Origin of the sequence: Tatumella ptyseos ATCC 33301 (genome assembly GCF_000735525.1) — a bacterium.
GTDB classification, from domain to species: domain Bacteria; phylum Pseudomonadota; class Gammaproteobacteria; order Enterobacterales; family Enterobacteriaceae; genus Tatumella; species Tatumella ptyseos.
On sequence record NZ_JMPR01000004.1, the window covers coordinates 203,382 to 228,837 of the forward strand.

Annotated in this window: 19 protein-coding genes and 2 tRNA genes; 5 read left to right on the top strand and 16 right to left on the bottom strand. The window is 53.9% G+C overall.

Going from position 1 to position 25,456, the window contains the following annotated elements:
* Window positions 1-60: 60 nt before the first annotated feature.
* The 10 genes from infB to rlmE all read right to left on the bottom strand — a co-directional run bounded on the left by infB (window position 61) and on the right by rlmE (window position 10,677).
* Window positions 61-2,757 (bottom strand): translation initiation factor IF-2, encoded by a 2,697-nt coding sequence (infB, locus tag GTPT_RS00990; RefSeq protein WP_025903866.1) that lies wholly within the window; start codon window positions 2,755-2,757, stop codon window positions 61-63.
* An 18-nt stretch (window positions 2,758-2,775) separates the two neighbouring features.
* Window positions 2,776-4,281: a transcription termination factor NusA gene (gene nusA / locus GTPT_RS00995; protein ID WP_025903865.1), complete on the bottom strand. Its 1,506-nt coding sequence runs from the start codon at window positions 4,279-4,281 to the stop codon at window positions 2,776-2,778.
* Window positions 4,282-4,305: 24 nt separating this feature from the next.
* A complete protein-coding gene (rimP, locus tag GTPT_RS01000) occupies window positions 4,306-4,758 on the bottom strand; it encodes a ribosome maturation factor RimP (RefSeq protein WP_025903864.1) in 453 nt (150 codons plus the stop codon).
* A 203-nt stretch (window positions 4,759-4,961) separates the two neighbouring features.
* Window positions 4,962-5,038, bottom strand: a tRNA-Met gene (locus GTPT_RS01005).
* 56 nt (window positions 5,039-5,094) lie between these two features.
* Window positions 5,095-5,181, bottom strand: a tRNA-Leu gene (locus GTPT_RS01010).
* A 77-nt stretch (window positions 5,182-5,258) separates the two neighbouring features.
* Window positions 5,259-5,594 (bottom strand): preprotein translocase subunit SecG, encoded by a 336-nt coding sequence (gene secG / locus GTPT_RS01015; RefSeq protein WP_025903863.1) that lies wholly within the window; start codon window positions 5,592-5,594, stop codon window positions 5,259-5,261.
* Window positions 5,595-5,795: 201 nt separating this feature from the next.
* Window positions 5,796-7,130 carry a phosphoglucosamine mutase gene (gene glmM, locus GTPT_RS01020; protein ID WP_025903862.1) on the bottom strand — a complete coding sequence of 445 codons (1,335 nt, stop codon included), beginning with the start codon at window positions 7,128-7,130 and terminating at the stop codon, window positions 5,796-5,798.
* Between the two features lie 4 nt (window positions 7,131-7,134).
* Window positions 7,135-7,968 (bottom strand): dihydropteroate synthase, encoded by an 834-nt coding sequence (folP, locus tag GTPT_RS01025; protein ID WP_025903861.1) that lies wholly within the window; start codon window positions 7,966-7,968, stop codon window positions 7,135-7,137.
* A gap of 80 nt (window positions 7,969-8,048) precedes the next feature.
* Window positions 8,049-9,992 (bottom strand): ATP-dependent zinc metalloprotease FtsH, encoded by a 1,944-nt coding sequence (gene ftsH, locus GTPT_RS01030; protein ID WP_025903860.1) that lies wholly within the window; start codon window positions 9,990-9,992, stop codon window positions 8,049-8,051.
* Between the two features lie 55 nt (window positions 9,993-10,047).
* A complete protein-coding gene (gene rlmE, locus GTPT_RS01035) occupies window positions 10,048-10,677 on the bottom strand; it encodes a 23S rRNA (uridine(2552)-2'-O)-methyltransferase RlmE (RefSeq protein ID WP_025903859.1) in 630 nt (209 codons plus the stop codon).
* A 125-nt stretch (window positions 10,678-10,802) separates the two neighbouring features.
* On the opposite strand from rlmE, the gene yhbY reads away from it, so the two are divergent.
* Window positions 10,803-11,096, top strand: a complete 294-nt coding sequence (gene yhbY / locus GTPT_RS01040; RefSeq protein WP_025903858.1) for a ribosome assembly RNA-binding protein YhbY — start codon at window positions 10,803-10,805, stop codon at window positions 11,094-11,096.
* 201 nt (window positions 11,097-11,297) lie between these two features.
* Here yhbY and greA read toward each other — a convergent pair whose 3' ends face one another.
* Complete coding sequence (greA, locus tag GTPT_RS01045; RefSeq protein WP_025903857.1) at window positions 11,298-11,774, bottom strand: transcription elongation factor GreA; 477 nt, start codon at window positions 11,772-11,774, stop codon at window positions 11,298-11,300.
* A 244-nt stretch (window positions 11,775-12,018) separates the two neighbouring features.
* Between greA and dacB the strand changes: the two genes are divergently transcribed.
* A complete protein-coding gene (dacB, locus tag GTPT_RS01050; protein ID WP_025903856.1) occupies window positions 12,019-13,455 on the top strand; it encodes a serine-type D-Ala-D-Ala carboxypeptidase in 1,437 nt (478 codons plus the stop codon).
* 70 nt (window positions 13,456-13,525) lie between these two features.
* On the opposite strand, the gene GTPT_RS01055 is transcribed toward dacB, so the two are convergent.
* Window positions 13,526-15,856 (bottom strand): TonB-dependent siderophore receptor, encoded by a 2,331-nt coding sequence (locus GTPT_RS01055; protein WP_029989725.1) that lies wholly within the window; start codon window positions 15,854-15,856, stop codon window positions 13,526-13,528.
* Window positions 15,857-16,112: 256 nt separating this feature from the next.
* On the opposite strand from GTPT_RS01055, the gene fes reads away from it, so the two are divergent.
* The 3 genes from fes to GTPT_RS01070 are packed head-to-tail and all read left to right on the top strand — an operon-like array spanning window position 16,113 to window position 21,496.
* Window positions 16,113-17,357, top strand: a complete 1,245-nt coding sequence (fes, locus tag GTPT_RS01060) for an enterochelin esterase (protein ID WP_051170704.1) — start codon at window positions 16,113-16,115, stop codon at window positions 17,355-17,357.
* A 10-nt stretch (window positions 17,358-17,367) separates the two neighbouring features.
* Window positions 17,368-17,589: an MbtH family protein gene (locus GTPT_RS01065; protein WP_025903853.1), complete on the top strand. Its 222-nt coding sequence runs from the start codon at window positions 17,368-17,370 to the stop codon at window positions 17,587-17,589.
* Window positions 17,582-21,496, top strand: coding sequence for an enterobactin synthase subunit F (locus GTPT_RS01070; protein ID WP_029989723.1), 3,915 nt, complete (start codon window positions 17,582-17,584; stop codon window positions 21,494-21,496). The genes GTPT_RS01065 and GTPT_RS01070 overlap by 8 nt, the downstream gene beginning before the upstream one ends.
* 49 nt (window positions 21,497-21,545) lie before the next feature.
* Here the strand turns inward: GTPT_RS01070 and GTPT_RS01075 are convergent, their stop codons facing one another.
* From GTPT_RS01075 to fepB, 4 genes are all read right to left on the bottom strand, one after another.
* On the bottom strand, window positions 21,546-22,340 hold the full coding sequence (locus GTPT_RS01075; protein WP_025903851.1) for an ABC transporter ATP-binding protein: 795 nt from the start codon (window positions 22,338-22,340) through the stop codon (window positions 21,546-21,548).
* The gene (locus tag GTPT_RS01080) at window positions 22,337-23,317 is read right to left on the bottom strand and encodes an iron chelate uptake ABC transporter family permease subunit (RefSeq protein WP_029989722.1); all 981 of its coding nucleotides are present in this window, start codon (window positions 23,315-23,317) and stop codon (window positions 22,337-22,339) included. The genes GTPT_RS01075 and GTPT_RS01080 overlap by 4 nt, the downstream gene beginning before the upstream one ends.
* Window positions 23,314-24,309 (bottom strand): iron chelate uptake ABC transporter family permease subunit, encoded by a 996-nt coding sequence (locus GTPT_RS01085; RefSeq protein ID WP_029989721.1) that lies wholly within the window; start codon window positions 24,307-24,309, stop codon window positions 23,314-23,316. The genes GTPT_RS01080 and GTPT_RS01085 overlap by 4 nt, the downstream gene beginning before the upstream one ends.
* A gap of 76 nt (window positions 24,310-24,385) precedes the next feature.
* Window positions 24,386-25,423 (bottom strand): Fe2+-enterobactin ABC transporter substrate-binding protein, encoded by a 1,038-nt coding sequence (fepB, locus tag GTPT_RS01090; RefSeq protein ID WP_025903848.1) that lies wholly within the window; start codon window positions 25,421-25,423, stop codon window positions 24,386-24,388.
* Window positions 25,424-25,456: the final 33 nt, after the last annotated feature.

Genomic DNA, 25,456 nt, shown 5'->3' on the forward strand with positions numbered 1-25,456 from the left:
GCTCCTCTCAAATAATTCGGGAGGCCAGCGGCCTCCCGAATCGTCGTAATCCGATAACGATTAATCGATGGTCCGTTTGATCTCGATGATTTCAAACACTTCGATAGCATCGCCGGCGCGAACATCATTATAGTTCTTCACACCGATACCACATTCCATACCGTTACGGACTTCGTTAACGTCATCTTTGAAGCGGCGCAGAGATTCCAGCTCACCTTCGTAGATAACCACGTTGTCACGCAGAACACGGATTGGGTTGTGACGTTTCACGATACCTTCGGTCACCATACAACCAGCAATCGCACCAAATTTCGGTGACTTGAAGACATCACGGACTTCGGCCAGGCCGATAATCTGCTGTTTGTATTCAGGTGCCAGCATACCGCTCATCGCTGCTTTAACTTCGTCAATCAGGTGATAGATGACGGAGTAGTAACGCAGATCCAGGCTTTCAGTATCGATAACACGACGCGCTGACGCATCGGCACGGACGTTGAAGCCCAGTACGATAGCGTTAGAGGCTGCGGCCAGCGTAGCATCCGTCTCAGTGATACCACCGACACCGGAACCAACAATCTTCACTTTCACTTCGTCGGTAGACAGTTTCAGTAAAGAGTCAGAGATAGCTTCCACAGAACCCTGTACGTCCGCTTTCAGAACGATGTTCAGTTCAGAAACATCACCTTCGCTCATGTTCGCAAACATGTTTTCCAGTTTAGATTTCTGCTGACGAGCCAGTTTAACTTCACGGAATTTACCCTGACGATACAGTGCAACTTCACGGGCTTTCTTCTCGTCACGAACCACTGTCGCTTCATCACCGGCGGCAGGAACACCTGACAGACCCAGGATTTCCACAGGGATAGACGGACCGGCTTCCAGGACTTCCTGGCCCAGTTCGTTACGCATGGCACGAACACGACCATATTCAAAGCCACACAGGACGATATCGCCTTTGTTCAGAGTCCCTTCACGCACCAGGATGGTCGCCACAGGGCCACGTCCTTTGTCCAGGAAGGATTCAATAACAACACCGCTTGCCATGCCACTACGTACTGCGTTCAGTTCCAGAACTTCCGCCTGCAGCAGGATAGCCTGCAACAGATCGTCAACACCGGTACCGGCTTTCGCAGATACATTGACGAACATGTTTTCGCCGCCCCACTCTTCCGGAATGATCCCGTACTGAGTCAGTTCGTTCTTAACACGGTCCGCATCGGCTTCCGGCTTATCAATCTTGTTCACCGCAACCACGACAGGTACGTTAGCCGCTTTGGCGTGCTGGATAGCTTCGATAGTCTGAGGCATCACACCATCGTCTGCAGCCACCACCAGGATAACGATATCGGTCGCCTGAGCACCACGAGCACGCATTGCGGTAAACGCGGCGTGGCCCGGGGTATCCAGGAAGGTGATCATTCCGTTACCGGTCTCAACGTGGTAAGCACCGATATGCTGGGTAATACCACCCGCTTCACCGGAGGCAATTTTCGCAGAGCGAATGTAATCCAGCAGAGAGGTTTTACCGTGGTCAACGTGACCCATGATGGTCACTACCGGCGCACGTGATTCTGCTTCGGTGTTACCCCCCAGATCACGGTCGCTCATTACGGCTTCTTCCAGCTCGTTCTCACGACGCAGGATAACTTTATGACCCATCTCTTCAGCAACCAGCTGCGCAGTTTCCTGATCAATCACCTGGTTAATGGTGGCCATCGCACCCAGTTTCATCATCACTTTGATGACCTGAGAGCCTTTAACGGCCATTTTGTTCGCCAGTTCAGCAACAGTTACCGTTTCGCCGATAACAACATCGCGGTTAACGACCTGTGCCGGCTTGTTAAAGCCCTGCTGCAGTGCGCTGCCTTTACGATGCTTACCACCTTTACCACCACGGATAGCGGCACGGGCTTCTTCACGGTCAGTTTTCGCTTCAGAGTGCTTGTTGCCTTTTTTGGCACGCGGGCTCTTCGTTGCGGTACGGGTACGGCCACGGCCACCTTCAACCTGACGGTCGTTCTCGTCTTCTGCCTGACGGGCATGCGTCGAGGTGGTGACGTGGTAGTCAGAAGAATCTTCAGTTTCAACTGGCTTCTGCCACTCTTCACCTTTCTCTTCAGCCAGGCGACGGGCTTCTTCCGCGATACGTTTCGCGTCTTCTTCCAGTTTACGGCGGGCTTCTTCTTCGGTCTTACGCTTGAGTTCAGCGGCTTCCGCTTCGCGGCGAGCTTTATCTGACAGCGCTGCCTTGGTCATATCGTTGTTTTGTTGATTTGTCACTTTTGTCTTTTCCGCAGCTTCACGCTTAGCTTTTTCTTCGGCTTCACGCTTCGCTTTTTCTTCAGCTTCACGTTTCGCTTTTTCTTCGGCCTCGCGTTTGGCTGCTTCTTCAGCCTCACGGCGTGCCGCCTCTTCCGCTTCACGCTGTGCCTGTGCTTCTGCTTCTGCCTGGCGTTCTGCCTCGGCATCATCTTTCACATAGGTACGCTTTTTGCGGACTTCAATTTGCACCGATTTACTTTTACCGCCGGTGCCCGGAATATTCAAGGTGCTACGCGTCTTGCGTTGCAGAGTCAGTTTACCTGAATCGGCAGTACCATGCTCCCGATTCAGATGTGACAGGAGCTGTTGTTTTTCCTGCTCTGTCACAGAGTCATTTTCAGACTTGGAAATCCCTGCATCAGCCAGTTGCTGTACAAGACGATCGACAGGGGTCTGTATTTCTGCAGCTAACGATTTTACAGTTACATCAGTCATGCTGTTCCTTCCTGTTTGTTATGCGTCGCCGCCAAACCAGCAGATATTACGTGCAGCCATAATAAGCTCACCGGCTTTCTCTGAGGAAAGCCCTTCAATATCTGCGAGGTCGTCGATACCCTGTTCAGCCAAATCTTCCAGAGTGCAGACGCCTTTAGCTGCCAGACGATAGGCCAGGTCTTTATCCATATCCTGCAGTGCCAGTAAGTCATCCGCAGGTTTCTGGTTGCCTAAACTCTCTTCTTTCGCTAACGCCAGGGTGGTCAACGCATTTTTAGCTCGTTCACGCAGAGCCTCTACCATCTCTTCATCGAGCCCATCGATTTCCAGCAGCTCATCGACCGGCACATAGGCCAGTTCTTCCAGAGTAGAGAACCCTTCTTCTACCAGTGCAGTGGCAAATTCCTCGTCGATATCGAGGTGTTTTGTGAACATATCGATGGCTGCATGAGCTTCTGCCTGATGCTTAGCCTGCAGGTCATCAACTGTCATCACGTTCAGTTCCCAGCCACTCAGCTGTGAAGCTAAACGTACGTTTTGGCCATTACGGCCGATCGCCTGAGCCAGATTACCGGCTTCAACAGCGATATCCATGGTGTGATTATCTTCGTCCACAACAATGGATGCGACATCAGCAGGGGCCATGGCATTGATAACAAACTGTGCCGGATTATCATCCCACAGCACGATATCGATACGCTCACCGCCCAGTTCACTGGAAACGGCCTGCACACGAGCTCCGCGCATACCTACACAGGCACCCACCGGATCGATACGTTTGTCATTCGTTTTTACTGCGATTTTCGCACGGGATCCCGGGTCACGGGCCGCGCCTTTAATTTCGATCACTTCTTCGCCGATTTCCGGCACCTCAATGCGGAACAGTTCTTTCAGCATTTCAGGTTTAGAGCGGCTGACGAACAGTTGCGCTCCGCGGGCTTCCGGACGGACGGCATAGAGAATACCGCGAATACGGTCACCCGGACGGAAGTTTTCACGTGGCAGCATATCTTCACGGATAATCACCGCTTCCGCGCTGGTAATAGAACCATCGGTCGGGCGGACTTCCAGTGAGATATTGTCACGGTTAACTTTTTTCACCACACCGGTGATGATTTCACCTTCCTGCTCACGGAACTGGTCAACGACCATCGCACGTTCAGCTTCACGTACTTTCTGAACAATAACCTGTTTCGCGGTCTGGGTGGTGATACGGTCAAAAGTGACTGACTCGATTTGATCTTCAACAAAATCGCCTGGATTGAGGTTTTCGTCTTCGAATTTCGCCGCTTCCAGTGTGATTTCACGGGTAGGCAGCGTCACTTCTTCAACGACAAGCCAACGACGGAAGGTATCAAAGTCACCACTTTTACGATCAATACAAACACGAACATCAATTTCCTGTTCGTATTTTTTCTTTGTGGCTGTTGCAAGCGCACTTTCCAGCGCTTCAAAAATTTTTTCGCGCGGCAGAGATTTCTCGTTAGAAACGGCTTCTACAACAGCTAAGATTTCTTTGTTCATCCTGGTTAGCCTCAATCCGGACGTTTAAAAATGGGGGACCAGATTCGCTTTCTGAATATTGCTCAGCGCGAATACTTCATCATTACCCTCGACGGTCACGGTCACCATTTCACCTTCTACGGCTTTAATGATACCTTGCCATTTACGGCGGTTCTGCACCGCGATACGCAATACCAGGCTGACTTCATCGCCGATGAAACGCTGGTAGTGTGCGGCAGTGAACAGTGGTCTTTCAAGACCTGGTGAGGAAACTTCAAGGTTATAAGCGACTGTCACCGGGTCTTCGACATCCATAACAGCGCTTACCTGGCGGCTGACATCAGCACAATCATCAACATTGATGCCATCCTCACTATCAATGTAGATACGCAGAGTCGAGGTACGACCGCGGACGAACTCAATACCAACCAGTTCGTAGCCGAGCGCTTCTACCGGAGCAGTGATTAATTCTGTTAATTTTTGTTCTAATGTGGACAAGCCCACCCCCAAGACATAAAAAAAGGGCCTGAAGCCCAAAATTACGATTACCTGATAACAAAAAACCCCGAATATTCGGGGCTTTTTATCACTGGACCCTGTGTTTTTCGCCATGCGAAAAAGCACATACCAAAAGAGTTTTTTTCAAAATCAGGTGAGAAAGGATACCTGCTGGTCTTTTGAAAAACAACTCTAAGGGAAAGTGGTTGCGGGGGCCGGATTTGAACCGACGACCTTCGGGTTATGAGCCCGACGAGCTACCAGGCTGCTCCACCCCGCGTCCGAAACGTGGCGAATATTACGCCGAACATGCAATAATTGCAAGTTAAACTGAATTGGTACCGAGGACGGGACTTGAACCCGTAAGCCCAATTGGGCACTACCACCTCAAGGTAGCGTGTCTACCAATTCCACCACCTCGGTACTGCTTAAGACGCCGGAGAAACCAGTCGTCGAAAGTAAGGGTACTGCTGATATTACTTTGTTTACTGCTTTACTACTTACTGCGGGATGTCGCTACCTGGTGCTGCCGGTTTAGCCGGTTGCTGGGTCTGTTCAGACTTCGCAGGGGCACTCAGATTTTCCCACTCACTTCCTCTGGCGCTTTTGTTGGTGTTCATGTTGCCAAGGAGCAGACTCAATATAAAGAACAGCGCAGCCAGAATGCCGGTTGTACGAGTCATAAAGTTACCAGACCCATTCGAACCAAACAGTGTACCTGACGCACCAGCACCAAAAGATGCTCCCATATCAGCGCCTTTACCTTGCTGCAGCATTACCATGCCGATAAGGCCAAGTGCTACCAGAAGGAAAACAACTAAAAGAGCTTCGTACATAATTGACCTGTTTCCTTGTACGCCACCGTACAGTTAAAGCTTCACCTTGCGCCGATAAATAAATACTTACCTATCAGAAGCGGGTCTGAATACTAACCAATGGCGTGATTCTCTGCAAGAGCAATTTTCTTCGCAGATTCCGATTGCCGATAAAAACACCACTCTGGTGATTTTATCGGCAGTGGCTTTTTGCAGAATGAATTATACCGCTTTCACCGCATCAGCAATCCGGTTAGCCAGCAAGGTGACCTGCTGACGATCTTCGCCTTCCACCATGACACGAATCAGAGGTTCTGTGCCTGATTTACGCAGCAGTACACGGCCCCGGCTGCCCAGCTCCTTTTCGACCTCTTCAGTCACCGCTTTCACGGAGGCTGCCGTAAGCGGATCAGAATCCCCGCTAAAGCGCACATTCACCAGTACCTGAGGCAATAATTTCATGCCGCTGCATAAGTCATGCAAACTCATGTGATTACGCACCATTGCCGTTAATACCTGCAGACCGGCCACAATACCGTCTCCGGTGGTGGTTTTATCCAGCAAAATAACATGGCCTGAGTTTTCAGCACCCAGCTGCCAGCCCTTTTCCTGCAGTTTTTCCAGCACATAGCGGTCGCCCACTTTCGCTCGGGCAAACGGGATCCCTAACTGCTTAAGGGCCAGCTCCAGGCCGATATTACTCATCAGCGTGCCGACGACGCCGCCACGCAGGTTCCCCTGGCGCAGTTTTTCGCGGGCGATAATATAAAGGATCTGGTCACCATCGACCTGGTTGCCCTCGTGGTCAACCATCATAATACGGTCACCGTCACCGTCGTAAGCGATCCCTGCATGGGCTTTTTCTGCCAGTACCCGCTGCTGCAATAAACGCAGGTCGGTCGCACCACACTCTTTATTAATATTCATCCCATCCGGCTGTGCGGCAATGGTAATGACTTCCGCCCCCAGTTCCAGCAATACATTGGGAGCAATGTGGTAAGTCGCCCCGTTTGCACAGTCGACCACAATTTTCAGACCATTCAGGTTCAGTTCACTCGGGAAGGTCCCCTTACAGAACTCAATGTAACGACCTGCGGCATCCACAATACGACTGGCTCTGCCCAGTTCAGCGGAAGGCACACAAGTGATCGTTTTTTCCATTTCCTGTTCGATAGCCGTTTCGACATCATCAGGCAGTTTTGTCCCTTCGGTCGAAAAGAACTTAATACCATTATCATCGAAAGGATTATGGGACGCTGAGATCACAATACCTGCTTCTGCGCGGAAGGTACGGGTCAGGTAGGCAATGGCCGGCGTGGGCATTGGCCCGGTAAAGGCCGCCGACAGTCCGGCAGCCGCAAGGCCCGCTTCCAGCGCAGATTCCAGCATATAGCCGGAAATCCGCGTGTCTTTACCGATAATAATTTTCTTTGAACCATGGCGAGCTAATACCTTACCGGCCGCCCAGCCTAAACGGAGTACAAAGTCTGGCGTAATCGGCGCTTCACCAACCTTGCCGCGAATCCCATCGGTGCCGAAATATTTGCGCTCACTCATACTGTTATCCTTTCGCTCTTAATGTGGCTTCCGCAACCCGCAGCGCCTCAACACTTTCTTTAACATCATGGACACGGACGATTTGTGCCCCCTGCATTGCAGCAATCACCGCACATGCCAGGCTCCCGCTCAGACGCTGGTTCGGTCCGACATTCAGCAACTGTCCAATCATCGATTTACGTGACATTCCGACCAGCAGGGGCAGACCGAAATGATGGAAATGGTGCAGACTGGCCAGTAGCTGATAGTTATGCCCGAGATTTTTACCGAAACCAAAGCCCGGGTCGAGCAGGAGATTCTCTTTTTTTATTCCGCCTTCAATACAGCGTGCAATATGTTCCGTAAAAAAACGATCCACCTCGGCAATCACATCGGTGTAGCCTGGCGCGTTTTGCATGGTTTCCGGTTGCCCCTGCATATGCATCAGACAGACCGGCAGCCCGGTCTCTGCTGCCGCAGATAATGCCCCGGGCACCTGTAAGGCACGCACATCATTAATGAGATGCGCTCCCGCCCGGGCCGCTTCGCGGATCACTTCCGGGCGTGACGTATCCACGGATATCCAGACTTCAAAGCGACGGGCAATTTCGGTGACGACCGGGATCACCCGCTCAAGTTCCTGCTCAACGCTGACTTCTGCCGCGCCTGGCCGGGTAGACTCACCGCCGACATCGATGATAGTGGCTCCGGCAATCACCATTTCGTTGGTATGAGTAATAGCGTCAGACAGGGTGACATGGCTTCCGCCGTCTGAGAATGAGTCCGGAGTCACATTGAGTATTCCCATCACATGGGGGAATGAGAGGTCGAGTTCGGAATCCCGGGCATACAGCTTCATTGAGCAACTTCTCCCTGCAGCAAAAAACGGCAATAAAAAACCCCGGACAAGCCGGGGTTTCATTTTAACGCGAAATCATCTTATTTATCGAATGATTCACACATTGTATTACCTGGATCCTCAGTGCGCGGTTCATCAACCGGACGCGGAGGCTGAGGTGCAGGCGTACCGCTGTTACCGTCGGATGAAGAACCGCTGTTTTTCGGCTCTTCCCAACCGGCTGGCGGACGAACATCACGACGGGCCATCAGATCATCAATCTGAGGAGCATCAATGGTCTCGTACTTCATCAGCGCATCTTTCATGGCATGGAGGATGTCCATGTTTTCATTCAGAAGCGTGCGGGCACGATCATAGTTGCTGTCGATCAGATGTTTCACTTCCTGGTCGATAATACGTGCTGTCTCATCTGACATATGTTTCGCTTTAGCCACTGAGCGGCCCAGGAAGACTTCACCGTCTTCTTCTGCGTACAGTAATGGCCCCAGTTTTTCTGAGAAGCCCCACTGCGTTACCATATTACGTGCCAGATTAGTGGCCACTTTAATATCGTTAGACGCACCGGTCGAAACACGTTCAGCACCATAGATAATCTCTTCAGCCAGACGACCACCGTACAGGGTCGAAATCTGACTTTCGAGTTTCTGACGGCTGGCACTGATAGCATCGCCTTCCGGCAGGAAGAAGGTGACACCCAATGCGCGTCCGCGCGGAATAATGGTCACTTTGTGTACCGGGTCGTGTTCCGGCACCAGACGACCGATAATTGCATGGCCTGCTTCGTGGTATGCCGTGGACTCTTTCTGAGCTTCGGTCATGACCATTGAGCGACGTTCCGCTCCCATCATGATTTTGTCTTTCGCTTTCTCAAACTCAACCATGGAGACGACACGTTTGTTGCCACGGGCTGCAAACAGTGCGGCTTCGTTGACCAGGTTCGCCAGGTCTGCCCCGGAGAAACCAGGCGTCCCGCGCGCAATGATTGCTGCATCAATATCTGTTGCCAGAGGAACACGACGCATATGAACTTTCAGGATCTGCTCACGGCCACGGACATCCGGTAAACCGACGACAACCTGACGGTCAAAGCGTCCCGGACGCAGTAACGCAGGGTCGAGAACATCCGGACGGTTAGTCGCGGCAATAACGATAATACCTTCGTTACCTTCAAAACCATCCATCTCAACCAGCATCTGGTTCAGCGTTTGTTCACGTTCATCGTGTCCGCCACCCAGACCTGCACCACGCTGACGGCCTACAGCATCAATCTCATCGATAAAGATGATACAAGGTGCGGCTTTCTTCGCCTGCTCGAACATATCACGGACACGGGACGCACCCACACCCACAAACATTTCGACGAAGTCTGACCCGGAAATAGTAAAGAAAGGTACTTTGGCTTCACCCGCAATCGCTTTTGCCAGCAGGGTCTTACCGGTCCCCGGAGGACCTACCATCAGTACGCCTTTAGGAATTTTCCCGCCCAGTTTCTGGAAACGGCTGGGTTCACGCAGATATTCAACCAACTCACTGACTTCTTCTTTTGCCTCATCACATCCGGCAACATCAGCAAACGTCGTTTTGATCTGGTCTTCGGTAAGCATACGCGCTTTACTTTTACCGAAAGACATAGCGCCTTTACCGCCACCGCCCTGCATCTGGCGCATAAAGAAGATCCACACGCCTATCAGTAACAGCATCGGGAACCACGAAATAAAGATTGAAGTCAGCAGACTTGGCTCTTCAGGTGGCTCACCGACAACTTTCACATTTTTAGTCAGCAGGTTGTCGAGCAACTTGGGATCGTTGACAGGGATATAGGTCGTATATTTACCACTGTCCTTTTTAATTACGTCAATTTCACGCCCGTTAATACGTGCCTCGCGGACCTGATCCTGGTTCACTTCCGACAGGAAAGTTGAATAATCAACCCGCCGGCCATTCGACTCGCTGGGCCCAAAGCTCTGGAATACCGACATCAGTACGACCGCGATGACTAGCCAGAGAATCAGGTTTTTCGCCATGTCACTCAAGGGATTAACCTCATATTACAACGATGTTAACAGACAGCGTAGGGTACTATAGTTTGCGCCCAGTCGCTACAATGTACACTTCACGTGAACGTGAACGTGAAGCGTCAGGCTTCCGAATTTTCACTTTCGTAAACAGGGAGCGAATTTCCCGCAGGTATTCCTCGAAGCCATCTCCCTGAAACACTTTCACTACAAAACTACCACCCGGCGCCAGAATATCCCGACACATATCCAACGCCAGTTCTACCAGATACATCGAACGTGGAATATCCACTGCCGGGGTACCACTCATATTCGGTGCCATATCAGACATGACGACCTGAACTTTATTATCACCGACCCGTTCCAGCAATGCCGCAAGGACAGCTTCATCACGGAAATCCCCCTGAAGGAAGTCTACCCCTACAATAGGGTCCATCGGTAGCAGGTCGCAAGCAATAATGCGTCCTTTCGATCCTATTTGCTGTACTGCATATTGGGACCAACCGCCGGGGGCTGCCCCCAGATCGACAATAGTCATGCCGGGTTTAAATAATTTGTCACCCTGCTGAATTTCATCCAGTTTAAACCAGGCGCGCGAACGCAACCCTTTTTTTTGTGCTTGTTGCACATACTTATCGCTAAAGTGTTCCTGTAGCCAGCGACTTGAACTGGCTGAACGCTTCTTACCGGTCATAATTTTTCCAACTAATTCCACATCCTCGCGATAAAACATCACGTAAATGTCGCGTTGATTTGGCGATAACCCAGAGATGGCGGTACAATGACCTGTTTTCAATCCCTGAGTAAGTAAATAATACGATGAATCTGAGTACCAAACAAAAACAGCACCTCAAAGGTCTGGCACATCCCCTGAAACCCGTTGTCATGTTAGGTAACAACGGCCTGACTGAAGGTGTTCTGGCGGAAATCGAAAGTGCACTGGAACACCATGAGCTGATCAAGGTGAAAATTGCCGGCGAAGATCGCGAAACAAAAAACTTAATTGTTAGCGCAATCGTCCGTGAGACCAAAGCCTGTGAAGTTCAGGTTATCGGCAAAATACTGGTGCTGTATCGCCGTTCTAAAGAAAACAAAATTTCTCTGCCACGCTGATTCCGGCGCCAAAGAAATTGCCACGCTCCGGTGTGGGTGAAAAGGCCGCACCGCGGCCTTTTCTGTTCTTTACATTCCTGCAGAACAACTTATGTTACCACGCTCAAGGTCCCGGTGTCGCTTTAACGCTCAGATTTCATGGCAATGACTGCCCGGGATGTCTGTAGGGTTCACCGCAAGTAATTTAAGCGTAGCAAGAGATTACAGGTATTCCACCCGCAGGATCTCATATTCCACATCGCCGCCCGGCGTTTTGATAATGGCGACATCATCTGCCTGTTTTGCAATCAAACCACGTGCCATAGGTGAATTCACAGAAATCAGATTTTGCTTAAAATCAGCTTCATCATCACCCACGATGCGGTAAGTCGACTCTTCATCGGTCGCGGTGTTATAAACCGTCACAGTTGAACCAAAAATAACCCGTCCTGTGGCTGGCATTTTAGTCACATCAATGATCTGTGCGTTTGATAATTTCGCTTCGATTTCCTGAATACGCCCTTCACAAAAACCCTGCTCTTCACGAGCTGCATGATATTCGGCATTCTCTTTTAAATCCCCGTGTTCACGGGCTTCCGCGATTGAGGCAATGATCCGCGGACGTTTAACTGTTTTTAATTCTTCCAGTTCTATACGCAGTTTCTCAGCCCCACGCAGCGTCATAGGAACCTGACTCATCTTAAACTCCTCGTTATCTTATGTGTAGAAGTGTCATCCTGACTGATGACTGCAGAAAACAACGTTCTGCAACGCGTTAATTTCAGAATAAAACAACCCTGTCCGGGGCAATATTCACCACAGACAAGGATCAATTTTTCATTTTGATACGTATTTTACCCCGGAGTTCCCTATGGGTCATCGTTTACTTTGCCCTATAAGGGGACGTAGTATTGCGACTTCCTCCGTTACTTAGCCCGAGATTATGCGATTTTTACGACTTATATCAGGATTGACTCTCGCTTTTACTCTGCAGGCCCAGGCAGCTATTCCTGTAGAGCAATATACACAATATCTGCCGACCGGGGCCAGTCTGGCATTTCTGGCAGAAAAAGTCGGCTCGCAGGAACCTTTGGTCAACTATCATGGTGAGCAAATGGCGCTGCCGGCCAGTACCATGAAAATTTTCACGGCGCTGAGCGCTTTGCTGGAGCTGGGCAAAGATTTCAGATTCCGTACCACGTTTGAAACCTCCGGGAAAATCAGTAACGGAACATTACAAGGGGATCTGGTCGCCCGGTTTGCCGGCGACCCGAGCTTTACCCGCCAGGATCTGCGGGCCATGGTCAGCAGCCTCAAAAAACAGGGTATTACCCATATTGATGGCAACCTGGTGATCGATACCTCTGTGTTCGCCAGCCATGATGCGGCGCCGGGCTGGCCCTGGAATGACCTGACACAATGTTTTGATGCCCCACCGGGGGCTGCAATTATCGATAAAAACTGTTTCTCAGTGGCGCTGTACAGCGCTGATACGCCGGGGAAAAATGCGTATATCCGTATCGCGTCTTATTATCCTGCGCATATGTTCAGTGAAGTACGGACGATTGCCCCTGACTCCGGTGAAGGGCAATATTGCGAGCTGGATGTCGTGCCGGGCGAACTGAACCGCTACACCCTGACCGGCTGTCTGCGTAAACGGGCAGACCCGTTACCGTTAGCGTTTGCCGTACAGAACGGCGCGGCCTGGGCAGGAGAGATCCTGCGTGATGAATTACGTCAGGCGGATATCGACTATACCGGCCATCTTCTGCGTCGCACGCAGCCGACGCCTCCGGCGACGCTGCTGGCCAGCCATGACTCGGCACCTCTGCATGATTTGCTGCACCATATGCTGAAGGTGTCCGATAACATGTATGCGGATACCATTTTCCGGACGATCGGCCACTACTATTTCAATGTCCCGGGAACCTACCGTGCCGGTTCAGATGCGGTCAGACGTATTCTGCGGGAAAAAGCGGGTATTGATTTAGGCAATACCGTTCAGATGGACGGGTCAGGGTTATCACGTCATGACCTGGTTTCTCCGGCAACGATGATGCAGGCCCTGCAATATATCGGTAAAAATGACAGCACTCTGGACTTTATCAGTATGCTGCCGTTGTCCGGCCATGACGGCACACTGCAGTATCGTGGCGGACTGCATGAAGCCGGTGTTGACGGTAAGCTGTCTGCGAAAACCGGTTCACTGCAAGGGGTTTATAACCTGGCCGGATTCCTGACCACGGCCAGCGGTACCCGGATTGCCTTTGTGCAGTACCTTTCCGGTTACGCAGTACCGCCTCAGGACCAGCGAACCCGCCGTGCCCCGCTGGTACGGTTTGAAAGTCGTCTGTATCGCGATTTATATCAGCAATACTAACGGGCAAAGAAAAAGCCGCTTTCAGTCATGAAAGCGGCTTTTTTATGGGTGATGCATTATCAGAACAGGATCAGAAGTGAGTATTCAGACTCATATAGAAGGTTCTGCCTGATTCATTGTACGTGTTGGCACCTGCACCGTAGATAGTGATCGGATCGACCACGCCCGTAGAGGTGATAGTGCCGGTCGACTGGGCATTTCCTTCACGGAAGTGGCGTTTATCAAAGATATTTTCGATGCCGGCGGTCAGGCTGACATTTTTCGTCGCATCCCAGGTCGCGCTGGCACCAATAATGCTGTACGGACTGACTTCGCGGGTATCCGGATAACTCACCACATTACCGCGGTAATCAAGCCGTTTAGGTTTCTGACGACCATACCAGGTCAGGGTTGTCGCTAAAGACAGGTCTTCGCGCGCCTGCCAGGTCAGACCGGAGTTCAGCGTAAACTGCGGGATAACAGATAAGCGATCACCGGTGGTTTTGTTTTTGCTCTGCAACATCCAGGTCATATTATTATTCCAGCTAAGTGTGTCAGTCACCGGAATATTCAATGTGCCTTCCAATCCTTCCACCAGCGCTTTCGGGACGTTTTGCCATTGGTAGATATAGGTTCCGGTACTGCTGGTTCCGATAGAATGTGTACCCGCCTCAATCTTGTTGCGATAGTCATTACGGAACCAGGTGATACCCGCCTGCAAACCGGCATCATCTTTGTACTCCAGCCCCACTTCTTTATTGACGCTGGTTTCGGCTTTCAGGTTATCGTTACCCATCAGATAACATCCGGGTCCCGAACCGGCATATCCATTACATCCCTGCCCGTTACTGTAGAGGATATAACTCCGGTTCGTCTGATACAGATTCGGCGCTTTATAAGCCCGGGCAATCCCCATTTTCAGGGTGACATTATCTGTCAGGTTCTGCGACAGGTTCAGGGACGGACTCCAGTTAGTCCCTGAAATGGTATGATGATCAAAACGCAATGCCGGGGTCAGCACAGTACTGTCGGTAATATCCATATTATCTTCAGCGAACAGCGAGAAAATATCGGCGCTGGAGTAAGGGTTACGGGTACCGGTAGTCACGCCGTCAATAGCGCCCCCGGTACGGTCCCCTGTCAGTGCCTGACTGGTGGAAATACCGTCTTTCATTTTTTGCTGGTTCCATTCCGTTCCCAGCGTCAGGTTCTGGTTAACCAGCGCGGTAAACGGAATGCTGACTTCGCTGTGCAGCAGAACATCACTTAAATCGATATCCGAGAAGCCGGCATTGGTATTAAAAATACCTTCCGTACCGCCGGCCAGCCCTTCGGTGATCCTGGAGTTACGGGTTCTTTCGTACTGGGCATAAGTGTTGGTGCTGATACCGTTGTCCCAGACCCCTGTCCATGTCAGCGCATAGTTCTGACGGTAAATACGGTTAGTTTCTTTACCGTACATAGACTTCACGTAGGCCGAGGTATTGGTATTCTGCGTATCGCCGGCATAGAGGTTACCCTGACGGCTGGTGCCAGCTTCAAATTCAAGGTGCTGATTATGGGCAAATTCCCAGTTCAGTTTGCCGTGCAATTCTTTATCAATAACCCCTTCGCGTCCTGCCGGGTAGCTACCTGCATAGGAACCACTGCGGGGAGTGGTATGGTCTTCATTGATATCATAGGCATCTGCCTGCGTCTTATCCAGGTTGCCCCAGAGACTGAATGTCAGGCTGTCAGATACCGGCCCCATCAGGCTGAAGTTAGTCCGTTTGGTGGAACCTTCAGACTTGTGCTGCGGGGCATTCAGATAGGTATCCCAGGAACCGTGCCACTGACTGGTCGCTTGTTTGGTAATGATATTGACCACCCCTCCCATCGCACCATTACCGTAACGGGCAGCCGCAGGGCCACGGATGACTTCGATACGTTCGATCATTTCCGGCGGTACCCAGCCGGTGTCACCGCGGGTATCACGCTCGCCCCGCCAGCCAAAGCGGACAGAATTGCGACTGGACACCGGTTTACCATCGATCAGGATCAGGGTATTTTCCGGCCCCATACCACGAATATCGATCTGCCGGTTATTTCCGCGCTGACCACTGGTGGAGTTTCCGGTCAGGTTGACGCCCGGCATGGTGCGGATGATTTCTGACACATCACGGGCTGGCGGATGTTTACGGATTTCATCCGCAGTAATGGTCGACACACCGGGTGCCTGTAGATTTTGTAGTCTGGCGGTCACAAGAAGCGTGCCACTCCCGGCCTGCGTCTTACTGTCTTGCGCCTGAGTTGTCACTTGCTGCTGGCTGGCCGACATCCCTGTCACAGCCGCGGTCTCTGCCGCCATCACCTGAAAAGAAAAAAAGGCGCTGACGCCCAGCTCAAGACAAATCGCAGTTGAAAGTCGGGATAATTTTTTCATTATGGGGATCCTGGTCCTCTGCCATGGGGAATGTGATGGCGAGGAACCGCTTATTTAGCCACTATTTTAAAAAGTTTTAGCTGCAGTCCGCGACGGACAACTGCTTATGCTCTGTGCGCCTGAAAAAGGTTCAAAGGCAACGAACAGTTGATTAAGTGCGACAACGGCAGGCGGTGAAACAGACTATTGCAAATGGAAATAGTTATCAATAGTATTATCAATACTATTACCCTTTATTGATCTGAACACGGTGCCGATGGTGACCCCTGAATGGCTTATCTCTCCCGGAACTGACTTCTGGTGGCAACAACAGCAACAACGAGGATTACCCTTGATCGAGCGGTTGGAAAACGCGCTCTGCCGGGTCACCTTCCTCTGGCGTGACCCGCAGGGTAGCGAAAAAACGTCAGCCTTCCGGCATGTCTGGATTAATATCACCGGTATTACGGATCATCATCAGCCGGCCCCCCCCCGCTCCTTACAGCGGATCACCGGCAGCGATGTCTGGTACTGGCAGACCGAACTCCCGGCCGACTGGCGCGGCAGCTATTGCCTGATCCCGGATACGTCTGCCGAATCGCCGGAGAGGTTAACCGACCTTGGTCAGCGCAAGGATTGGTGGCGCGAAAAGTTTGCCATCGCCGGTCATGACCCGCTGAACCCGCTGCGCCCCTGGCAGGGTGGACGGGGCATGTCAGTCTCTCCGCTGCATATGCCGGAGGCACCCTGCCAGGCCGACTGGGCTCCGCTGGATCAGGGGCACGTCTTACCCCTGAACATCCGCCGGTTACAGTGGCACAGTCAGCGACTGAATAATCAACGCACTGTCTGGCTCTGCGAGACAGGCCGGCCTGAAGCCCCGAACCGCCCCCTGGTATTGCTGCTCGACGGACAGTTCTGGGCTGAACAGATGCCGGTGGCAGCCCCCCTGCAGTCCCTGACAGATCGGCAAAAACTACCACCTGCCATCTACGTCATGATAGATACCATCGATCGTCAGCACCGCAGTCATGAGTTGCCCTGTAATGAAGATTTCTGGTTAGCGGTGCAGCAGGAACTTTTGCCGCTGATTTCCCGGCAGACCGGCTGGCAGCACAACGCCGCCCGCACTCTGGTTGCCGGAGAGAGTTTCGGTGGCCTTGCCGCGGTCTATGCCACGCTAACCTGGCCGGACGTTTTCGGCAATGCTATCAGCCTGTCCGGGTCGTTCTGGTGGCCTCAGCGCGGAGGCACCCGGGGTGTTCTGACCCGCGAACTGGACGAAGGCCATTTCTCCTCTCATCCGCGAAAAATCTATCTTGAGGCGGGCCGCCGTGAACCGGTGGTTTGGCAGGCCGGTGATGAACTTTTCCGGGCATTACAACGCCGGAATATCGAGGCAACCCTGACGCAGATTGAGGGCGGGCACGATGCGCTATGCTGGCGCGGAGGGCTGCTGAGCGGGTTACAGGCGTTGCTCGGCCCCGGTGAGTCATCCCCCTTCCCTGAAAGCGACGAATAAGGAGCCTGACGTGGATCATCTGCATCCTTTTGACCAGCCAGAGGCAACGGCCTGTGTTTTAAAAAACCACCAGCAACAGTACAGCGTGTGGCCTGACCGGATGGAAATCCCGGCCGGCTGGGAACAGGTCGCGGGCCCGGACACACTGGAACAGTGCCTGCTCTGGCTGGAAAAGAACGGGGATACGCTTCGTCCCGCGTCATTTACCGCCCGGGAAAATCATCATGACTGAGAAACAAAATACGTTACCGCTGGTAGCCGCTCAGCCGGGGATCTGGCTGGCTGATCAGCTGTCCCCCCACCGCAATGCCTACGCTGTTGCCCACCTGATAGATATTCCCGGCGAACTTTCTCAGCCGGTGCTCAGTGCGGCCATTATCAGCGCTATGGCCAGCGCCGATACTCTCCGGATGCGGTATGAAGAGCAGGACGGCGAAGCGGTACAAATTCCTGGTCCGCTCCCGGCTATCGTCCCGGAATATCATGATTTACGGCAGGAAACAAACCCCCGGGCCGTCGCTGAAGACTACATTCGCCGGGATCTCGATAGCGATCTGCGTATCACCTCCGGAAAACCTCTGTACCGGCATCTGTTATTACAGATTGGCGATACGCACTGGCTCTGGTACCAGCGTTATCACCATATCGCCGTGGATGGCTTCAGTTTTGCCGCACTGACCCGGCATATCGCCGGGCTGTATACCGCAAGGATGCAGAAAACGCCGGAAACATCATCACCTTTTATTCCGTTCTCTGCCGTCGTCGACGAATACCTGCAGTATCAGGATTCTCCCGCATGGCAACGCGACAGCCGCTACTGGCAGGAAAAGCTGGCCACACTTCCGTCTCCGGTGACGTTATCGGAACAGACTCTCTCCGGGCAGGTCCCGGGCATCCGACTGATACGTCAGCAACAGGTGCTGCCCGCTGCCGGATTACAACCGCTCAGTGAACAATTTACCGCTCACGGGTTAACACTGACCGATGGCGCTATCGCTCTGGTATCTCTGTGGCTGGCCCGACTGACAGGACAACAACCGTTCAGCGCCGGGTTTATCTTTATGCGCCGTCTTGGCTCAGCAGCCCTGTGTGCCACCGGACCGGTCATTAACGTCTTACCGATGGCGGTCGATTATGATCCGGAACTGACTCTGCCGGCGCTGGCATCCCGCCTTGCCGCGGAAATCAAAAAAAATCGCCGGCACCAGCGTTTCAACGCTGAGCAAATTATGCGGGATGCCGGTCTGAATGCAGATCATCACCCCCTGTACGGACCGGTGATCAACGTCAAAATGTTTGACTACCGTCTGGATTTTGACGGCGTGACCGCAGAAACAGAGCATCTGGCATCGGGGCCGGTGCGTGATCTTGAAATTGCGCTGTATCCCGGCGAAGACGGGGACCTGACCATCGAACTGCTGGCTAACGCCGAACGTTATACGCCGCAACAACTGGCAGGCTATCTGCAACGTCTGCCTCTGCTGGCGGCCCGTTTCGGGGAAAGGCCCGGACTGAAGTGCGGCGATGCCGGACTTCTGACGGAGGATGAAGCCCGTCAGATCCGTGATCTCAACCAGACACAGGTCCCGTTAGTGCCGGAAACGTTGTACAGCCTGCTTCGCCGGCAGGCCGAACGTACACCGGAAGCCGTGGCGCTGGCAGATATTCATCACACACTGACCTACCATGAGATGCACCGGCAGGTACTCGCTCTGGCACAACAACTGAACGATGCCGGAGTCAGGCGCGGGGATATTGTTGCGGTGGCTTTGCCCCGCTCCGTTTTCCTTTCGCTGGCATTGCAGGCGATCGTCTGCGTCGGTGCCGTCTGGCTGCCTCTGGATACCGGTTATCCGGATGAACGTTTGCAGTTTATGCTGGAGGATGCCGCACCGGCCTTGCTGATCACCGGAAGTGCTCTGGCTGAGCGATTCCGGAAACTCAGCACCGTCCCGGCCTGTTACTATCAGTCGTTACTTCCGGAACCGTCACCGGATATCACGTTTGAGCCACCGGCCCCGCAGGATGGTGCGTATCTGATCTATACCTCAGGGTCGACCGGTCGGCCGAAAGGAGTGCTGGTCGGACACCAGGCCATTGTTAACCGCTTGCTGTGGATGCAGGACAGTTATCCGCTCACGGCTCAGGATGTGGTCTTACAGAAAACACCGGCCAGCTTTGATGTCTCGGTGTGGGAGTTTTTCTGGCCACTGATCACCGGGGCCCGCCTGATGATGGCCCCTCCGGAGGCCCATCGTGAGCCGGATATTCTGCTGCAACTGATGCTTGATTACCGTATCACCACGCTGCATTTTGTTCCGTCGATGTTATCGGCCTTTATCACCACACTCTGTGCAGAAAGTGCACGTCGCCTGGGAAACCAGTTACAACGGGTATTTTGCAGCGGTGAGGCCCTGCCGACTGCACTGGCACGTCAGTGGGAGTCTGTCTGCGGTGCCCCTCTGCATAATCTCTATGGACCGACCGAAGCCGCGGTGGATGTCAGCAGTTATCCGGCCTTCGGGCCGGAGTTAGCCGCCGTCACCGGTAACAGCGTACCGATTGGTTATCCGGTCTGGAACACCGGTTTACATGTGCTCGACAACCGTTTCAGATCGCTCCCTGCCGGTGTGGCCGGGGAGCTTTGGCTCAGTGGAGTGCAACTGGCGAAAGGCTATCTGGGTCGCCCGGGGCTGACCGCCTCCCGCTTTGTGGCACTGCCCGGTGGCGAGGGTGAACGGATGTACCGGACCGGAGATGTAGTACGTCGTCTGGCCAGCGGCGCCATTGAATACCTGGGCCGTAATGACGATCAGCTGAAAATTCGTGGCCAGCGCATTGAACTGACAGAAATAGACCACCAGCTACTGCAACTGCCGGGCATTGATCAGGCGGTGACGCTGGCAAGAACCCTGGGTCCACAGAGCGAAGGATGGGAAGACTCACGTCAGCTGATCGCCTATGTGATAAGCCCGGTGCCGGTGAACAGCGGGCAGATAATGACAGCTCTGCAAGCCTGCCTGCCACCGCCCATGGTGCCGGTCGCCATTATGCAGGTCGATGCCTTCCCGCTGAGTCCTAACGGAAAGCTGGATCGTAAAGCCCTGCCTCTGCCTTCTGTACAATGCGATACGGTCCGGCGCGCCCCTGCCCCCGGGCTGGAAAGCCAGCTGGCGGCAGAGTTTGCTGCACTGCTGAACTGTGACTCTGTCTCTGCCGGCGATGATTTCTTTGCGCTGGGCGGCCATTCCCTGCTGGCGATGCGCCTTGCTGCCCGGCTGCGTCGGGTACTGCAACGTCAGGTCACGGTCGGTCAGATTATGGTGGCTCCGAGCGTGGAAAAACTGGCTGCACTGATCAGTGAGCCCGCAGAGGATCCTGCCCGCCGTGCCGGTTATGAACCTCTGCTGCCGCTGCGTCAGAGTAGCGGCCCGACCTTATTCTGCTTCCATCCGGCCTCCGGCTTTGCCTGGCAGTTCAGTGTACTGCGCAGGTATCTGGACCCGCGCTGGTCAGTCATCGGTGTTCAGTCCCCGTCTGCCGACGGTATTCTCAACCGGAGCCGGGACATTAATGAACTCTGCGATGACCATCTGCAGCGACTGCGTGAGCATCAGCCCCACGGCCCCTATTACCTTACCGGCTACTCTCTTGGGGGAACGCTGGCACAGGGGATCGCGGCACGCCTGGAAGCCGCCGGCGAAGACGTGGCATTCCTCGGGTTACTTGATACCTGGCCGCCGGAAACTCAGCGCTGGGATCAGCGACAGGGTGAAAATCTGCCGGACCCGGCCGTGCTGGCCGAAGTGGATCGGGAGCGGGAAACCTTTATGGCCAGCCAGCGGAACCAGGCCGGCGAAGATATGTCGGTGATGTTTGATATCATCAGTGCTAACTATAGCAGTGCGGTCAGGCTACTGGGGACCGCGACCAGCGCCCGTTTCGGGGGGAAAGCCACGTTGTTTGTCGCGGAGAAAACCCGCCAGCCGGGGATGGAAGCTGACCAGTGCTGGGCACCGTATATCGGCCGGACAGAAATTATCCCCGTCCAGTGTGCACATGCAGAAATATTTGCTGAAGATGTGTTTGCACGGATAGGGCCGGAACTCGACAGAATATTGTCGGCAGCTCTGCGCTAGCGGTTCTGTGACGGCGGCGGTCACTGACGGTGACCGCTGCCGTCCATGATCACTCTCTTCCGGTGGGGATCACCATCGGGGTTCCGGCGACCGGGTCGCTGATAATCATCGCTTTCAGGCCATAGACCTGTTCAATCAGTGCCGGGGTCACAATCTCCGATGGTTTACCCTGCGCCACAATCTGCCCGTCACGCATTGCTATCAGATGAGTGGCATAACGGCAGGCATGGTTCAGCTCATGCAACACCACCACCAGCGTTCTGCCATGCTGGCGGTTAAGGTCACGCATCAGTTCCATCAGCTCGATCTGGTGGGTAATATCCAGCCAGGTCGTGGGCTCATCCAGAAGTAACAGCGGTGTTTCCTGCGCCAGCACCATCGCAATCCACACCCGCTGACGCTGTCCGCCGGAAAGAGTATCTACCGCCTGGCAAGCCAGGTGATCCACCCGGGTCGCCTGCATCGCACGCATGACAGCGTCATTATCCTGCGCGCCTGCCCGGTTAAACAACGTCTGGTACGGATAACGACCGCGGAACACCAGTTCGCGTACCGTGATCCCGGCGGGCGCCGCGGGTGACTGAGGTAATAACCCCAACTGACGGGCGATCTCTTTCGTCGGATACGTTTTGATATCTTTACCGTTCAGCAGCACATTCCCGGCAACAGGTGTGATCAGGCGGCTCAGTGTTTTCAGCAGCGTGGACTTTCCGCAGGCATTCGGCCCGATGATCACCGTAATTTCTCCGGCCGGTATCGCAACCGACAGATCACGGATAATTATTTTTTTGTCGTACCCCAGCGTCAGGTGTTCACCTGCCAGGGGGGAAGTCAATGTCTTCATCGATAACGCGTCTCACGGATCAGTAAACTCATTAAGTACATGCCCCCCAGGCTGACAGTAACGACACCTACCGGTAACTGATAGGCCCCAAACAGGTGAGTCGCCAGATAATCCGCGGTCAGCATCAGAGCGGCACCACACAGCATGCTGAGTGCCAGGGAATCGCGCCGTCCCGGGGTAAAGCGGGCCGCAATCTGCGGTGCTACCAGCGCAATAAAAGACACCGGACCGATTAGCGCCGTACAAACCGCCGTCAGGATGACGCCCAGCACCAGTAAAATCATCCGGCTGCGTTCGGCGGGGACGCCCAGCGCGATAGCCATCTCATCGCCCATCTCCAGCAGACGCATTCTCCGGGCCATCAGCCCTGCAATCGCAGCAACCGGGATCAGCACCCCCGCCACCGGCAGCAACCCCTGCCAACTGACGCCATTCAGGGATCCGGCACTCCATAACCCGGCCGATAACGCCGTATCCAGCGAGGTTGTAGTGACTATCCAGCTATTCAGCGACATCAGTAACGCACGGATCCCGATCCCCACCAGAATAAGCCGGAAGGTATTAATGCCGTTACGCCAGGCAAATAACCAGACCATCAGCGCGGTGAGTAACCCTCCGGCCAGTGCTGCCAGCGCCAGTAATGCGGGTTCCCCCGGCAGGAAAACCATCATCAGTAACACCGCAGAAAACGCGCCGGTATTAAAACCAAGCACATCCGGACTCCCCAGCGGGTTACGCAGGAGTGACTGGAAGATAGCGCCGCTCAGCGCCAGCGCCGCACCGGTCACCATGGCGGCACACACTCGCGGTAAACGCCAGTCCAGTACCACCATCGTCATCGCCTTTGGCGCTTTCCCCAACAGGACTTGCCCGAATTGCCCGGCACTGAGCGTAAACGTCCCCTGCGTCAGGGCAAGAAAACTGACCGTCACCAGCACTGCGATTAACAACAGCCCGCCCGTGAGTTGCCGGTTCATAATATCGCTCCCTGAGACTGTCTCCGGACCAGAAAAATCAGTACCGGTGCGCCAATAAAGCCGGTAACAATAGAAACCCGCAGTTCACCGGCCGCCAGGAAACGCCCGGCAATATCGGCCATCAGTAACAGGCAGGGAGTCAGCAGCAGCGTCACCGGTAACATCCGCCGGTGATCGGATCCCGCCAGGAAGCGGCTCAGATGAGGGGCCATCAGCCCGATAAAGGCGATAGGCCCGGTTAATGCGGTGGCTGCCCCGGCCAGTAATGCCACCGAGATCAGCCCGAGGATCCGCGTCCGTACCACCCGGGTCCCGAGTGTTACCGCAACCTCCCCGCCCATGCTGATATTATTCAGAGAGCGGGCCAGCAGCAGAGCCAGCACTCCCCCCGTGATCATCGCCGGGCTGAGAATAAGTAACGAGGTAAACTGGCGAATATCCAGCGAACCACTGAGCCAGAAGCGAAGGTGATCATAGATATCCGGGTTCATCAGCGACAGACCGTTCGTCATGCCTTCCAGTACCGCGGCCAGCGCCACCCCGGCCAGAGTGAGGCGTAACGGATTAATGTTTCCCCCGGCGGCGGCACCGGCCAGAGAGATGATCAGCAATGCAATCAATGCGCCCGCAAAAGCAAACCCGAGCCAGGCCAGAGGCGTGTCTGCACCGGCAAAAGCCATCCCCAGGACAATCGCAAATGATGCCCCTGAATTTATGCCAAGGATACCGGTATCGGCCAGAGGATTTCGCGTCAGTGTCTGCAGTAATGCGCCGGCAAGTCCCAGAGAAGCCCCCGCCGCAATACCGGCAAGGGTTCGCGGTAACCGGGCATAACGGATAAGGGTACAGTTCTGCGACAGACAGGGATCAGGAGAAAAAAGGGCCTGCCAGCTTTCGCGAAAAGAGACCGGCACGGCCCCGGCACTCAGGCTGAGCATAACCAGTAACAGCAGGCAGATCACCAGAAGGATCAGTAAGCAGGATTGACGCATAACATTCCGGACCTTACACGGCGGGAAAGCCCGCCATTAATCAGGGCACCGGCAGGAAACCGGTGTCCCGGAGAACTCAGTGAGTAAATAACTTCTGCAGTGTATCCAGCAGGTGACTGGCGCTGTAGTAATCCAGCCGGAAATTATCATTGCCCAGGGCATAAACCTGTTTATTCAGTACCGCATCCGACTGCGACAGAAAACGATCGCTGAGGACGTCCGGTACGGTGTTTCCGGCGGCGGCAAAGAGCAGCCAGCTTTTCCCGTTCAGCCCGCGGGCAACATTTTCACCTGACAGCTGAATAATGTCTTTACGGTGCCCCATACTGATATTGCCTTTCACCTGAGCCGGCGGCGTCGCCAGCGTAAACCCCAGAGCCTGCAACAGTTCACCCTGAGCAGACGCCGCGGTCCAGAGATTCACTTCGCGGCCGCCGCCGTTCCAGATCATGGCAGAGACCGGTTGCGGCGGTAACTTCAGCTGTGGTTTTAAGCCGGCAACCCGCTGGTCAAACTCCGCAACCCGCTTTCCGGCCAGCGCTTCATGTCCGGTAGCGCGTCCGAGCAATGTCATCACCTGTTGCCAGCTTTTATCGTCATAATTGACCACCAGGACCGGCGCGATCGCCTGTAACTGGCTCACCAGACGGATAGCACTGTCATTCCCCGTCGCACTGACCACAATGAGGTCCGGCATCATGCCGGCAATGCTCTCGGCGTTAGGCTCCCCGATATAGAGTCGTTTCACCTGCCGCTGCCGGGCGATATCCCCCCATTGGCGTAAAAAACCTTCCGCATCCGTAAAGCGTCCTCCCGGAGCACCGGCACCACTGCCGACAACCGGTGCATCTATCGCCAGCAGGGCTCCGGTCAGCGTCACACTGGTAGAGACTATCCGCTGCGGAGGCTGCTGAAGTGTCACGGTACCTGTTTCACTGTGGATCTGCCGTGGCCACCCGTCGCTGGCGTCAGCACGAAAAACGATAAATAACAGGAGTAACGCAGCCCGCAGAATGTAAACCTGCGGCTGTGATTTTAAGGTGCTTTTTATGGCCCTGCCGGAAATGAACTGTCGCATAGCGCGCGGATTTTCCTCTGCAAATGACGATCCCATTGACACATTCCGGGGATCCGGTTAGTTTACACG